Consider the following 14651-nt stretch of genomic DNA (forward strand, 5'->3'; position numbering starts at 1 on the left):
CCCCACCGCAGCCTTGCGTCCTGTCCCTAGCATCGCGCTCTGCTGCGGGTCAGCCCTTCCCGAAACCATGCGCGCCGATCCACGCGCCGATCTTCGCCACCACCGCGTCCTCGATCCCGTAATAGCCATGCGGCGTCAGCGAGCCGCAGGCCTTGGCCGATCGCGTCACCCCGCCCGAGACCATCAGCACGCGCACGTCGCGGCTCGCCTTCATCGCGGCGGCGATTCTGGGCGCGGCCTGCGGCGGCGCGACATCGCAGCGGTCGTCGCGGTTGGCGACGATCAGCGCGGGCGCGCGCACGCGCTCGGGGCTGGCATCGAACACCGTCTCCCCGCTCCCGCCCCGCACCGAGACCGATTCGGTCAGCACCACCCCGGCGATGCTGCCGGCGGGCGCGTGCGCCGCGCCGTTCATCGCCGCGATCGCGCCCTGGCTGGTGCCGAGCAGGAACACCGGCCCGGCGACCTGCCGATGCGCGAAGCCGACCAGATCACCGACGAGCCGCGCATAGCCCGGCGAACTGCGCACGCCGCGAAGATTCGCGCGGTCGATCGTGTCGGGGATCAGCACCGCATAGCCGCGGCGCGCCCACAGCGCGCGCGTCCGCACCACGAAATTGTCGCCGTGCCGGATATCGCCGTCGCGTTCGAGCCCGACATCGCCCGCCCCGCCCGGCAGCATCACGATCGTCCCGCGCGCGTGCGGCGGCATCACCAGCAGCGCCTTCTGCGTCGCGCCGCCCGCCAGCGGCAGATCGAACAGCCGTTCGGAGACGCCCTGATCGTCCCCGCGCGCACGTTGCTGCGCGAACCCCGCCGCCGGCAGCAGCGCCAGCGCGAGCGGCGCCAGCAGCATCGGTGTGATCTTCGAACGCGAACCCATCATGTCATCCTTCGCCATCCCCCCCGCCCGCGCCTTGCGCCGCCCGACATGGCGCCCGCATGACACGCGCGTGTGATCTCGCGTCGGAATCGGCGCGCCCCTGTCCTACACGCGCCCGCGCTGGCATGTTCGCGGCCGCGCTTTCCCATCGTCGCCGCCACCGCAATCGTGGCAAACGTCGCTCGGGCTGTCACGTTTCGTCCCGCGCGCGGCATAGGCAACGTTAGCCATCTTTGCCGCGCTACTTGCGGACCCACACCTTCTCGCCGCCCACCCAGGTCTGCAGCACCTTGGTCGCACGCAGATCGCCGGGCGAGGCGAGCAGCGGGTCGCGATCGACGATGATGAAGTCCGCGCGCTGGCCCGGCGCGAGCCGTCCGAACTTCGCCTCCGCGAAGCCCGCATAGGCCGCGTCCATCGTATAGGCGCGCCACGCCGCCTCGCGCGAGATCGCCTCCTGCGGCTGCCACCCGCCGGAGGGCTGGCCGTCCGCCCCCTGCCGGGTGAACGCCGCCGCCCAGCCCGCGAACGGATCGGGGCTTTCGACCGGATAGTCGGTGCCGAACGCGAGGCCAGCGCCGTTCGCCAGCATCGATTTCCAGGCGTAAGCGCCCGCCAGCCGCGCCGGCCCGAGCCGCGCCTCGGCCATCACCCGGTCCGACGTTTCGTGGACCGGCTGCATCGAGGCGATCGTGCCATATTTGCCGAAGCGTGGCAGATCGGCGGGGTCCACGATCTGCGCATGTTCGACGCGCCAGCGCCGGTCGCCCTTATAGGTCTGCGCCATCTCATCGATCGCGTCGAGCACCTGCGCGTTGGCCTTGTCGCCGATCGCATGGACCGCGACCTGATAATGATCCATCGCCGCGCGGCTCATCAGGTTGCGGATCACGTCGTCGCTCATGAACCCAGCGCCCGACTGGCCCGGCGCATCGCTGTACGGCGCCTTCAGCCACGCGCCGCGCGAGCCGAGCGCGCCGTCGGCGAACAGCTTGACGCCGCCCATGCGGAGCTTGTCGTTGTACAGCCACGGCGTCGGCCCGGTTCCCCCGATTCGGATCGCGGTTTCGACCCCGCCCGCGTAGCTCATGATCCGTACGCGCAAAGCGCCAAGATCGCCCATCCGCCGGTACGAGAGCCATTCGTCGAGGCTCGTGCCCATGTCCGACGTGGCGGTGATGCCGTAACTCAGCAGCGTCTCCTGCGCGCGCAGGAAGGCCGCGTCTAGTTCCTTGGGCAGCGGCTGCGGCACGACTTTCTCGACCAGGTTCTGCGCGGCGTCGACGAACACCCCGCTCGGCGCGGTACCGGTCTTCTCGATCCGCCCGCCGGCCGGCGAGACGCTCTTGGGCGTGACGCCCGCCGCCTTCATCGCCGCGCTGTTCGCCCAGCTCGCATGGCCATCGACGCGCGACAGCCACACCGGCCGGTCGGCGACCACCGCGTCGAGATCGGCGGCGGTCGGGAACCGGCCCAGCCCCCACGCCTCCTGATTCCAGCCGCCGCCGATAATCCACTTCCGCTCCGGATTGGCGGCGGCATAAGCGGCGATCTTCGCCTTCGCCTCGTCGAGCGAATGTGTGTCGGACAGATCGAGTTCGAGCGCGCGGAATCCCAGGCTCATGACATGGCCGTGCGCATCGACGAAGCCGGGCAGCAGCACCTTGCCCTTCTCGTCCGCGCGCCAGTCGAGCCGCTCCGGCCGCTTGTCACCGGCTTGCAGCAGCTTGAGAACCTTCCCGTCCGGGCTGATGAGCAAGGCGTTGAAGCGGATAACGCGACCGTCCTTGTCCAGCGTCATGCCGTTGACGTTATCGACCAGCGCATCGGCGAAGGCGGGAGTGGGGGCGAGCGCGACGAGCGCGACGAGAGGGATGAGCGAACGCATATCGATGTGCGATAAGGCGTGTTCCTTCGCTGCGCCAGATGGTCTAGGGCGCGCGCTCGGCCGCGCTCTGGCCGCGCACGGAACGAACGATGGCGACGCAAGCGAAGATGGACACGGAAACCCTCCCCGTCACGATCGAGGATGTGCGCGCCGCGCATGCGCGCATCGCCGACGCGATCGTCCGCACGCCGACCTTCATCAGCCGCACGCTCTCGAACCTGACCGGCGCGACCGTCTATCTCAAGTTCGAGAACCTGCAGTTCACCGCCGCCTATAAGGAGCGCGGGGCGCTCAACACGCTGCTCCAGCTCGGGCCGAACGCGATGGGCGTGATCGCCGCCTCGGCCGGCAATCACGCACAAGGCGTCGCCTATCACGCCAGCCGGCTCGGCATCCCGGCGACGATCGTGATGCCGACCACCACGCCGACCGTGAAGGTGATGCAGACCGAGAGCCACGGCGCCAACGTCGTTCTGTTCGGGCAGACCTTCGATGCCGCTTACGCCCATGCCCGAGAACTGGAGGCGGAACGCGGCTATACCTTCGTCCACCCGTTCGACGATGCCCGCGTGATCGCCGGGCAGGGCACGGTCGCGATCGAGATGCTCGCCGACGTGCCCGCTCTCGACACGCTGATCGTGCCGATCGGCGGCGGTGGCCTGATCTCGGGCATGTCGACCGTCGCGCGCGCGATCAGCGCCGAGCGCGGCGGAGCGCCGATCGAGGTGATCGGCGTGCAGGCCGAGTTGTTCCCTTCGATGTACAACCGCATCCACGGCACCGACATGCCGTGCGCCGGGGATACCTTGGCCGAGGGCATCGCGGTCAAGGAACCGGGCACGATCACCTCGGGCATCGTGCGCTCTCTGGTCGATGACATCGTGCTGGTGAGCGAACGTAGCCTCGAAAGCGCGGTCAGCCTGTTGCTCCAGATCGAGAAGACCGTCGTCGAGGGCGCTGGCGCCGCCGGTCTTGCCGCGCTGCTCCAGCACCCCGAGCGGTTCCGCGGACGCACCGTCGGTATCATCCTGTGCGGCGGCAACATCGACACGCGGCTGCTCGCCAACGTGCTGCTGCGCGACCTTGCCCGCTCGGGGCGGCTGGCGCGGCTGCGGATCGTGCTGCGCGACCAACCCGGTGCGCTCTACGGCGTGGCGCGGATCTTCGAGCAGGAGCGAGTCAACATCCTCGAACTCGCGCACCAGCGGATCTTCACCAACTTGCCGGCCAAGGGGCTCAGCCTCGATGTCGAGTGCGAGACGCGCGACCTCGCGCATCTCGAGCGGCTCAAGGCGGCGCTGCGGACCGAGGGCTATGAGGTGAGCGCGGTCGAACTTGGCTGACGGTGCGGATGCCGCGTGTCTTGCGCCCCGTTCCGGGGCGCGGCTCCGCGAATCGGCACGACAGGACGCTTTCGGCGCGTTAACTCTCTTTGGTGGTAAAGCCGCTTTTCATCACGCGTGGAGCGATTCATAAGAGCTTCCAGCCCCGCATCCGTGGCGGCGGTGAAAGGACCATCCGGCGGTGAGTGCGCCTTTTCGTTTCCCCCGATTCTTCGTCACAAGCCCGTCGCCGTGCCCGTATCTGCCCGGCCGCCACGAACGCAAGGTCTTCACCGAACTGCGCGGCCCGCACGCCGGCGATCTCAACGACGCGCTGGGGCGGATCGGCTTCCGGCGCAGCCAGTCCGTCGCCTACCGGCCGAGTTGCGCGGGCTGTTCGGCGTGCGTGTCGGTGCGCGTGATCGCATCCGAATTCGCGCCGAACGCGACCCAGCGCAAGCAGATCCGCCGCAACGCCGATCTCGACATCGCGGTGTGCCGCCCGTGGGCGACCGAGGAGCAGTTCGACCTGCTGCGCCGCTATCTCGGCGCGCGCCACCCCGGCGGCGGCATGGCCGAGATGGACGAGCAGGATTATGCCGACATGGTCGAGCATTCGCCCGTCAACAGCTTCGTCATCGAATATCGCGAGCCGGCGGCGAGCGGCGCGGCGGGCAAGCTGATCGGCGCTTGCCTGACCGACCAGCAGGCTGACGGCCTCTCGATGATCTACAGCTTCTTCGACGCCGACGCCGGCGCGCGGCCGGGCTTCGGGAGCATGATCATCATGGATCATATCCTGCGCGCGCGGGCCGCGGGGTTGGCCTATGTGTATCTCGGCTATTGGGTGAAAGGTTCCGCGCGGATGGCGTACAAGACGCGCTACCGCCCGATCGAGGCGCTCGGGCCGAAAGGCTGGGCGCTGCTCGTCGACGAGGACGCGACCTACCATCCGCCGGCGCAACATTATTCGATGCTGGCCGACGAGATCGCGTGACCGCGTTCGGCGCAACGTGGCAAAGGTCGTCCATCCGCGTCGCGGTTCGGCGGTGCGACGTTTGGCCATCCCCGGCGCGCGGGCACGCGCCGCGCGGCGTGTTGAAGGAGGCGAGACTGTCGAGGAGCATGGCCGCCGGTCTGCCGGAAACGGAGCCTGTAGGACAGGCCGGCCGCCAAGCCGGGATCAGGCGCCGTGTTGCCGCCACGTCACCGGGATGCGCAGATAGGTGACGCCATTTTGTCGGGCTGGTGCGAGATGGCGAAGCTGCTGCGCGTAATGCCGTGGAACCGGCGCGGCGTCGCTTGAGGCGATCATGAGCGGCGGCGCCCGCTGGTGGGCATGCTTATGATCGAGGCCGGAATGTCGATGCTGGGCAATGTTTAAGCGCGGCGTATGAGCAAGCCGCCCTGTGAGCCAGAAAGCCCCCGACCTGGTATCACGCGAGCAATGACCGCGCGTGACCTGACAGTCACGCAATGCCCTTCCGACGCAGCGAGCGGGCCGTCCAACGTTGGATGTGAGCCGTCTAGCCGCTTTCGGGAAGAACAGGTATCGGATAGTCGATACGTCTGCAGAGATGAAAGAACTTCGCGCGCGACAGCGCCGCTCGTCTTACGCACGCGGTAATTGAGAGAGAGCAGGAGGGCTATGGGGTCACAGCGCGCTCATCCTCGCAAATCTCCGCAAGTTGCAGATCACGGGGTCGGCGCCTCTCGACCAACACATATAAAATGATAAGCTTATGAAAACAGGGAGGCTGAATGTGACGCTGTTCGAGCTTGTGAAGGTCGCGTTGGATGAGTTGTATGACGAGGGCAAAGCGCAGCACGGTGCATCACTTGATGACAAGATCAAGGCAAAGATTAGCTACCTAGCGGGTGGTTACAGAGGCCTGACCGATTCCAGCCGACGAGCGATCAGCTATCGCGATCCTGCGACCCGTTTTGCCTACGTGATGAAGTATGTCGCGACACACGGCGATTACGTCGTCCAAACTCTCGAAGCTCTCCGCGACGTGAATGGGGGTAAGGTATTTAGCGCTGAGTCTGCTCGCCTATCGTGCGTCGGCGGTGGACCGGGCAGCGACGTTATGGGCGTCCTAAAGTACCTTTCGGAAAACAAGAAGGAGCCTGTCAAGAAGCTGACGTGTTACCTTTTAGATGGAGAGCAAGCTTGGGCAGATACGTGGACCGAGATTGGCGACGCACTCCAAAGCCCGGTGTCCATCAATGTCAATTTTCAACCTCTTGATGTGACAAAACCTGAATCGTGGAATAGTCAGAAGAAGTTTCTTTTGGCCGATCTGTTCACATTCAGCTATTTTGTCTCAGAGGTGAAAGCTTTCGATAAGGGCGGTGTTGTTGGCGATTTTTGGGACAAGATATTCACAGAGGCATCTATTGGAGCTAATTTTTTATACATTGATAACGGCTACAAAGAGTTCAATGAATTTTTTGATAGTTTTTGGAGGGGTAGAAAAGACGTAGAGTGTCTTTATGAGGATGATAACCAATGGACAACACCTCGCGGCTCCGAGCAATCCGACGAACTTGGTGAGTATAAAACCAAATTTGGCCAAAGCCCTAAACTTAAATCTATGATCTCGACCCGCATACTTAAGAAGATCAAATAGTGGACCTATTCTCTGCCTTCACCGATCTTGAGCGGATACCACTTCCCGGCGCCGAGGTCTACTATCAGTCCTCGTTCGATATCGGCTTACCTCACGACGTTATTCTTAAACGATTGATCGACGAAGTGCCTTGGCGGCAACAAGATGTGAAGCTCTGGGGAAAGACGTTCAAACAACCTAGGCTTGTCGCTTGGTTTGGCGATGAGGGCACGGCTTACCGTTACTCCGGCATATATCTCAGCCCATTACCTTGGACGGATATTCTCATTGGTATCAAACGGAGAGTTGAATCTGTAACAAAAAATAAATTCAACAGTGTATTGCTAAATTATTATCGCGATAACAACGATAGTATGGGAATGCACAGCGACGATGAGAAAGAGCTTGGACATAATCCGACTATTGCGTCGGTGTCTCTGGGGGCTGAGCGCCCACTTCTCCTTAAGAGCAAACGCATTCCCGAATCTCGGACAATCAAGATCGTTCTAGCTTCGGGAAGTCTTCTGATTATGAAGGGAGAAACGCAGCATAATTACCGACACGGTATCGCAAAAGAGCGTCAGGCTATAGGGCCAAGGGTCAACCTGACATTCCGAACCATTCTCGTATAGTCGGCAAAGGCTCTGCCGCATGTTACGTTGCCGAGTCAGCGTTGCGACACTCTAGACCAAACTCCATTTTCGCATATCCGTATGGCGTCGCGAACGTCTGAGTTGCGGGCGACCGCCGCCCTCGCCGACCGGCGCCGTCGCCCCCGGCGAGCCGTGCCGGCTCACCCGAACCGGAACTGTCCCGCGATCGCGAAGTGGAGTTCGTCGTTCTCGGCGAGGAAGCGTTCGAGATATTGGTGCAGCCCGCCCGCGATCACCGCTTTCGAATGGGTCTTGACCATGCGGGCGTGGCGGTCCCGCGCCATCTGGTCGGCCTCGCCGTGCAGGCCGGTGCGCTTGGCGAGCAGATCGAGGATTTCGACGGTTTCCTCCGCCGAGGCGGCGAGGCTGCGTGGCAACTCGGCGCGGGCGATCAGCAGGTCGATGACGTTCGCGGGCTGGAGGCCCTCCGAATAGAGCCAGCGATAGGCGGTGACCGCGGAGACGGTCTGCAGGATCGTCGTCCACTGGTCGCGATCGACCACGCCGCCGACCGGCTCGCCGGCGGGCAGCAGGATGTGATATTTGACATCGAGCAGCCGCGCGGTGTTGTCGGCGCGTTCCACCGCCTGCCCGAGCCGGATGAACCAAGTCGTCTGGTTGCGCAGCATGCGGTGGATCGCGCCCTCGAAGCCGCGCGTCGCGGTCTTGACCGCTTCGGTGAGCGCGAGCGTGGCGGCGGCGCCGCCAGGCATCGCGCGGTTCTGGAACAGTAGCCACGCCTGATTGATGCCGGTCCACGCCTCGCGCGTGAGCGCGGTGCGGACCGCGCGGGCGTTGTTGCGCGCCATGTCGAGCGAGCGGACCAGCGAACCCGAATGCGTCGCATCGAGCGTGAGGAAGCGCGCGACCGCATCCTGTCCGACCTCTTCGCCGGTCTTGGCGAAGGCGGCGACTGTATCGGTGACGGCGAGCGCGCTTTCCCACGCGACCCGGCCTGCCGGGCGCGGTGAGAGCGCGTCGAGGCGGATCGTCGCCTCGACGAGCCGCGCGATGAAGTCGGCGCGCTCGACATAGCGCCCGAGCCAGTAGAGCGACGAAGCGGTGCGCGCGAGCATCAGTTGCCGCCCATGCGCTGGGTCATGCCGCCGATCGACTGGGTCATGCCGCCCGGTCCCTGCGCTTGCAGCATCGCGCCGTCGTCCATCAGGACGAAACTGTCCTTGGTGCCGCCGCCCTGTGACGAATTGACCACCAGCGACCCTTCCTTGAGCGCGACGCGGGTCAGCCCGCCGGGCACGACCTGGACCCCGCACGATCCGGTGAGGACGAACGGGCGGAAATCGACGTGGCGGGGCGCGAGCCCCGCGTCGCCGAGCGTGGGGACGGTCGAGAGCGCGAGCGTGGGCTGGGCGATGTAGCGGTGCGGCTCGGCGATCAGCGCGGCGCGGAACGCCTCGATCTCGGCGCGGGTCGCGGTGGGGCCGACGAGCATGCCGTAGCCGCCCGAGCCGTCGACCAGCTTGACGACGAGATCGTCGAGGTTGTCGAGCACGTAGCGGAGCGCCTGGGGTTCGCGGCAACGCCAGGTTTCGACATTGGGGAGCTTCGCCGCGCTGCCGGAATAATATTTCACGATCTCGGGCATGTAGCTGTAGATCGCCTTGTCGTCGGCGATGCCGTTGCCGGGCGCGTTGATGAGCGCGACGTTGCCGGCGGCATAGGCGCCGATCAGGCCCGGCACGCCGAGCATCGAATCGGGCCGGAACACGCGCGGATCGAGGAAATCGTCGTCGATGCGGCGGTAGATCACGTCGACCTTCACCAACCCGCCGATCATCCGCATCCAGACGACATCGTCCTCGACGACGAGATCGGCGGCCTCGACCAGCTCGATCCCCATCGAATCGGCGAGGAAGCTGTGTTCATAAAAGGCCGAGTTGTAGTGGCCCGGCGTCAGCACCACGCAGACCGGCGCGGCGACGCCCTCCGGCGCGACCGAGCGCATCGTCTCGAGCAGCCGGTCCGGGTAGGAATCGACCGCGGCGACGCGGAAATGGTGGAACAACTCGGGGCACAGGCGCAGCATCGCCTCGCGGTTTTCGAGCATGTAGCTGACGCCCGAGGGCGTGCGGGCATTGTCCTCGAGCACGAAGAAGTCGTCCGGGCCGGTGCGGACGAGGTCGATCCCGCAAATATGCGCCCAGATGCCGTGCGGCGGGCGGATGCCGGCGATCTCGGGGCGGAATTGCGGGTTGCCGAGGATCAGGTCGGCGGGCAGCACACCGTCCTTGAGGATACGCTGCGGGCCGTAAATGTCGTCCAGGAAGGCGTTGATCGCCTCGACGCGCTGGACCAGCCCTTCGGACAGCCGCGCCCATTCGCTGGCGAGGAAGATGCGCGGGACGATGTCGAAGGGAATGATGCGTTCGCTGGCGTCGCTGTCGCCATAAACGGCGAAGGTGATGCCGAGCTGGCGGAAGGTCGCTTCGGCGGACTGCTGGCGGCGGCGCAGATCCTCGGGAGGCGTGCCCGCGATCCAGGTGCCAAGCGCCGCGAGTTCGGATCTGGGTATCGTCGACCCGGCCTGCCCCATGATCTCGTCGAACGCCTGACGTATTCCCATCGAACCGGTAACGCTCCTATGTGCCGTTGGCCCCATGCTGCGACGGATTATTGCGGCGCACAAGACGGTTTCTTGCGGAGAAACCTTCGGCGTGGACGCTCTTGTCGAAATCGGCCCGCGCCTCGGTGGCGATCCGCCGCAACAGCGCCGGATCGACGAACGCCGCGGTGCCCGCGCCGGCGCGCGCCCGCGCCGCGCGACCGAGCACGTCGGCGATCTCGGGGTGCATCGGCAGGACGATGTCGGCGGGCATCGCCGCCATGCGCGCGAAGCTGCGGCGATAGTCGGCGACGATGCCCGGATAGGCGCGGTTGCCGCGCAGCACGTTGCCCGCGACGGTGATGCTGCATGGGAACACCACGCGCAGCGTCCGCCCGCGATCGGCGACGGGCATCGACCAGGTCGTGCAGCCCGGCGTGTGGCCGGGGGTGAGCGTGGCGGTGATGCCGACGCCGCCGAGCCGGATCGTCTCGCCGTCGCGGACGATGCGATCGACCGGCACGGCGGGGAAGCGGGTGTGGCCGTTCTCATTGTCGGCTTCGTGCCGGCCGCGCCGCAGCGCGGGCGCGTCGGCGGCGGAGGCGACCAGCCGCGCGCCGGTGTCGTGGCGGAGCGCGGCGAAGGCGGCGGCATGGTCGAAATGCGCGTGCGAGTTGAGCATCAGCTTGAGCTGCGCGGGCGCGACGCCGATGCTCTTGAGGTTGCGTTCGACCAGCGGCGCGCTCTGCGCGAGCGGACCGCTGACGAGGATCGCGCCGGCATCGGTCTTGATCGCGTACACGGCGAGCCCGCGCGTGCCGACATACCAGATCGGGCCGACGATATGGTACGGCGCGATCGGCTGCGACCAACTGGCCGGGGACTCCGCCAGCGCGGGAGTCGCCGCCAGCGCGAGCAGCGCGGCAAGGGTGCGTCGGATCATAGTGCGGCCAGCATTCCAGAGGTCAGCACCTGCGGCAAGACCTGCGGTTCGGCCGCGCCGGGGGCGTAATAGAGGTACAGCGGCACGCCGGCGCGGTTGTGCGCCTCGATGAAGCGGCCGAGCGCGGCGTCGCCGTTGGTCCAGTCGCCGACCAGCACTACGACGTTCTTCCTCGCGAACGCAGCGCGAGTCGCATCGGTCTCGATCGCCGCCTTCTCGTTGACCTTGCAGGTGAGGCACCAGTCGGCGGTGAAATAGGCGAACACCGGGCGGTTGGCGGCGCGGAGCCGCGCGAGCCTGGCGGTGCTGAACGCTTGCTCATCGGCGCTTGCCACCACCGGGGCCGGGGCATGGAGCCGCGCGGCGGAGGCGCTGGAGACCGTCACGACCGCGACGATCCCGACCAACGCCGCGACGCCGAAAGGCTTGCCCTTGCGCTGGCGCAGCCCACCCCACCACAGCAGCAGCGCGACCGCCAGCGCGGCGACCATGCCCGCGGCCAGACCATTCACCCCGACCTGCCGCCCGAGCACCCAGGCCAGCGCGATCGCGGTGAGCCACATCGGGATCGACAGGATGCGCCGGAACGTCTCCATCCAGCCGCCGGGCTTGGGGAGCAGCTTGCGCAAAGCGGGCACGAAACCGAGCGCGAGGAACGGCAGCGCGAGGCCGATGCCGAGCCCCGCGAACACCGCCAGCGCGGCATACCAGGGCAGCACCAGCGCCGCGCCGAGCGCCGCGCCCATGAACGGGCCGGTGCAGGGCGTCGCGATGAACGCCGCGAGCGCGCCGGTCGCGAAGGCACCGCCCGCCCCGCCCGCCGCGTTGACGAAGCGCGGGGTGGGGATTTCGAACAACCCGCCGAGATTGAGCGACAGCGCGACGACGAGCAGGAGCAGCACGACGATCGCCCGCGGGTCTTGCAACTGGAACGCCCAGCCGATCGCGCTGCCGCCAGCGCGCAGCGCCAGGATGACCGCGCCGAGCGCGATGCACACCATGACCACGCCCGCCGTATAGGCGAGCGCCTCGTGCCGCGCCGCGCGCTCATCGAGATGCCCGCGCGCGAGGCTCAGCGCCTTGAGGCTCAGGATCGGGAACACGCAAGGCATGATGTTGAGGATCAGCCCGCCGAGCATCGCGCCGCCGAACGCGAGCAGCGCGGCGAGCAGCGCGCCCGGCGCGGGCGCCTCTGCAGGCGCGGCGCTCGGCGCGGCGACGATACCGGGCTTGGCATCCACGACCAGCCCCTGTCCGCCGCCGATCGCCAGCACGCCACTCAGCGTGCCGCTCCCGCCTGCGCCTGGCTTGGTGGTGATGACGATGCGGTCGCCGTCGCGCGCGATCGTCTGCGGGGCGGCGTAATCGACGAGGCCGGTCGAGACCGGATAGAAATAGGCGTCCGCGAGCGGGGCGCCCCCCGGATACGGCACCGCGATCCGCAACGCGCCATTCGCAGACTGGACCGTCGCCGCCGCGCCGAGCGGCTTGGGGATCGCGCGCCGCCACGCGTCGAAACGCGCGCGGGTCTCCGCCGTCGCCGCGCCGTCGCCGACGGTCAGGTCGGTCGCGAGATCGGCGGCTTCGGGCACGCACACGGTCTGCGTGCAGACGAGGTACGACATGTGGAGCTCGACCGGCAGCGCGGTTCCGGCCGCCAGCCCCGCCGGGACATGCAGCTTTACCAGCGGCGCATAGGGTTTCTCGAACACATAGTTCATCAGCCCCGCGACAAGCAGCCGCTCGGGCACCGGATATAGCGGCGGATCGGCGGTGACGCCCTTGGGCAAGCTCCAGTCGAGCTTCGCCGGGAAGCCCGCATCGCCCGGATTTTGCCAATAGCCGTGCCAGCCGGGCTCGGGCCGGGTGTCCAGCGCGAGCGTCACCGTGCTGCCGGCCGCCGGTGTCGTGCTCTCCGCGACCAGCCGGATCGCGAGGTGTGGACCCGCGCCGAGCGCACCGGGGGCATCGGCATGCGCCGCACTCGCGGCGAAGACCGCCAGGATCGTCACGAACAGGTAATGAAGCGCACGCATCGGGCAGTCCTTGTCGGCAAACCACGTCTCGGCCATAGCCGCGCGCGGGAGTGCTTCGTTACGCCGCGAAAGGAAAGCCATGAATCGCCTCACCTCCCTGATCGCCCTTTCGCTCGCGCTCGTCGCCGTGCCGCTTGCCGCGCAAACCGCACCGCAGGCGCCCTCGCCCGAGACGCCGCCCAAGCTGATCGTGGCGATCTCGGTCGATCAGTTCTCGGCCGATCTGTTCGCCGAATACCGCAACCATTTCACCGGCGGGTTCGCGCGGCTGCTGACCGGCGACGTCTTTCCCGCCGGTTATCAGAGCCACGCCGCGACCGAGACCTGCCCCGGCCATTCGACGATCCTGACCGGCTTCCGCCCCGCCCGCACCGGCATCATCGCCAACACCTGGTACAACCTCAAATCGCCGCTCGCCGACAAGGTGATCTATTGCGCCGAGGACGAGAGCGTGCCGGGCAGCACGCATGACGCCTATACCGTCACCGACCAGCACCTGCTGGTGCCGACGCTCGGCGAGCGGATGAAGGCGGCGAATCCGGCTTCGCGCACCGTCTCGGTCGCCGGCAAGGACCGCGCGGCGGTGATGATGGGCGGGCACAAGGCGGCGCTCGACGAAATCTGGTGGTGGGATGGCAAGGCCTTCGTCAGCTATGCCGGGCGCAAGGCGCCCGAGATCGTTACGCGCACCAACGCACTGGTCAACGCGCGCATCGCCGAGGCGCAGCCCGCGTTCGAGGTGCCCGATTTCTGCGTGCCCCACGACCGCGCGATCCCAATCGGCGGCGGCAAGACCGTGGGCGCCGGGCATTTCGAGCGTGAGGCGGGCAACCGCGCCAAGTTCCGCGCGTCGCCCGAGTTCGACAACGCGATCCTCGCGCTCGGCGCGGGGATGGTGCGCGAGATGAAGCTCGGCCAGGGTCCGGCAACGGACATCATCGACATCGGCGCATCGGCGACCGATTATATCGGTCACACCTATGGCACCGAAGGCGCCGAGATGTGCATCCAGCTCGCCAATCTCGACCATTCGCTCGGCGAGCTGTTCGACCAACTCGACCAGACCGGCGTCGATTACCTGGTCGTGCTGACCGCCGATCACGGCGGCCACGACCTGCCCGAGCGCAACCGTGAACACGCCGCGCCGACCGCGGTGCGGATCGACCCGGCGTTCACCACCAAGGCGGTGAGCGACTCGGTCGCGGCCAAGCTCAAGCTGCCGGGGCAAGTGTTGTTCGGCGATTCGGGGTCGGGCGACCTGTGGATTGACCCCAGGCTGAGCAAGCCGCAGCACGACGCGGTGCTGGCCGAAGCGCTCAAAATCTATCGCGCCAACCCGCAGGTCGCCGCCGCTTTCTCGGGCGCCGAGATCGCCGCCTCGCCCGAGCCGAGTGGGCCGCCCGAGACTTGGCCGCTCATCATGCGCGCCAAGGCGTCGTACAATCCGCGCGTGTCGGGCGACATCGTCGTCGCGCTCAAGCCGCGGGTGATGCCGATCGCCGACCCGACGCACGGCTATGTCGCGACGCACGGCAGCTTCTGGGACTATGACCGGCGCGTGCCGATCCTGTTCTGGCGCAAGGGCATGACCGGATTCGAACAGCCGTTGTCGGTCGAAACGGTCGATATCGTGCCGACGCTCGCGGCCGCGATCCACCTACCGCTGTCGGCACCGCTGCCGGACGGGCGCTGTCTCGATCTCGACGGCGGGGTGGCATCGACCTGCCCGTAAGGGCGGCACGCGCACCCGT

General features: G+C 66.9%; 11 protein-coding genes. 5 read left to right on the forward strand and 6 right to left on the reverse strand.

Going from position 1 to position 14651, the window contains the following annotated elements:
- Positions 1 to 49: 49 nt before the first annotated feature.
- The gene (locus BLS81_RS06390; RefSeq protein ID WP_256326100.1) at positions 50 to 883 is read right to left on the reverse strand and encodes an alpha/beta hydrolase; all 834 of its coding nucleotides are present in this window, start codon (positions 881 to 883) and stop codon (positions 50 to 52) included.
- Positions 884 to 1124: 241 nt separating this feature from the next.
- Positions 1125 to 2771, reverse strand: coding sequence for an amidohydrolase (locus BLS81_RS06395; protein ID WP_093222283.1), 1647 nt, complete (start codon positions 2769 to 2771; stop codon positions 1125 to 1127).
- 89 nt (positions 2772 to 2860) lie between these two features.
- Between BLS81_RS06395 and BLS81_RS06400 the strand changes: the two genes are divergently transcribed.
- The 4 genes from BLS81_RS06400 to BLS81_RS06415 all read left to right on the forward strand — a co-directional run bounded on the left by BLS81_RS06400 (position 2861) and on the right by BLS81_RS06415 (position 7337).
- Positions 2861 to 4114, forward strand: coding sequence for a threonine ammonia-lyase (locus BLS81_RS06400; protein ID WP_093222286.1), 1254 nt, complete (start codon positions 2861 to 2863; stop codon positions 4112 to 4114).
- A gap of 181 nt (positions 4115 to 4295) precedes the next feature.
- Positions 4296 to 5090, forward strand: coding sequence for an arginyltransferase (locus BLS81_RS06405; RefSeq protein ID WP_093222290.1), 795 nt, complete (start codon positions 4296 to 4298; stop codon positions 5088 to 5090).
- A 766-nt stretch (positions 5091 to 5856) separates the two neighbouring features.
- A complete protein-coding gene (locus BLS81_RS06410; protein WP_143023307.1) occupies positions 5857 to 6726 on the forward strand; it encodes a hypothetical protein in 870 nt (289 codons plus the stop codon).
- Complete coding sequence (locus BLS81_RS06415; RefSeq protein ID WP_093222295.1) at positions 6726 to 7337, forward strand: alpha-ketoglutarate-dependent dioxygenase AlkB family protein; 612 nt, start codon at positions 6726 to 6728, stop codon at positions 7335 to 7337. Before BLS81_RS06410 ends, BLS81_RS06415 begins: the two co-directional genes overlap by 1 nt.
- Positions 7338 to 7498: 161 nt before the next feature.
- Here BLS81_RS06415 and BLS81_RS06420 read toward each other — a convergent pair whose 3' ends face one another.
- Genes BLS81_RS06420 through BLS81_RS06435 form a run of 4 tightly spaced genes read right to left on the reverse strand, consistent with a single transcriptional unit; the run spans position 7499 to position 12900 of the window.
- Positions 7499 to 8434 carry an alpha-E domain-containing protein gene (locus BLS81_RS06420; protein ID WP_093222300.1) on the reverse strand — a complete coding sequence of 312 codons (936 nt, stop codon included), beginning with the start codon at positions 8432 to 8434 and terminating at the stop codon, positions 7499 to 7501.
- Entirely contained in the window at positions 8434 to 9942 is a 1509-nt protein-coding gene (locus BLS81_RS06425; protein ID WP_093222304.1) for a circularly permuted type 2 ATP-grasp protein, read from the reverse strand. Before BLS81_RS06425 ends, BLS81_RS06420 begins: the two co-directional genes overlap by 1 nt.
- Positions 9943 to 9958: 16 nt before the next feature.
- Positions 9959 to 10864, reverse strand: coding sequence for a subclass B3 metallo-beta-lactamase (gene bla / locus BLS81_RS06430; RefSeq protein ID WP_093222307.1), 906 nt, complete (start codon positions 10862 to 10864; stop codon positions 9959 to 9961).
- Positions 10861 to 12900 carry a protein-disulfide reductase DsbD family protein gene (locus BLS81_RS06435; protein ID WP_093222951.1) on the reverse strand — a complete coding sequence of 680 codons (2040 nt, stop codon included), beginning with the start codon at positions 12898 to 12900 and terminating at the stop codon, positions 10861 to 10863. Before BLS81_RS06435 ends, bla begins: the two co-directional genes overlap by 4 nt.
- A 79-nt stretch (positions 12901 to 12979) precedes the next feature.
- Here BLS81_RS06435 and BLS81_RS06440 point away from each other — a divergent pair, with 79 nt between their 5' ends.
- Positions 12980 to 14632 (forward strand): alkaline phosphatase family protein, encoded by a 1653-nt coding sequence (locus BLS81_RS06440; RefSeq protein WP_093222310.1) that lies wholly within the window; start codon positions 12980 to 12982, stop codon positions 14630 to 14632.
- Positions 14633 to 14651 lie beyond the last annotated feature (19 nt).

Source organism: Sphingomonas sp. NFR15, assembly GCF_900103265.1.
GTDB classification, from domain to species: domain Bacteria; phylum Pseudomonadota; class Alphaproteobacteria; order Sphingomonadales; family Sphingomonadaceae; genus Sphingomonas; species Sphingomonas pollutisoli.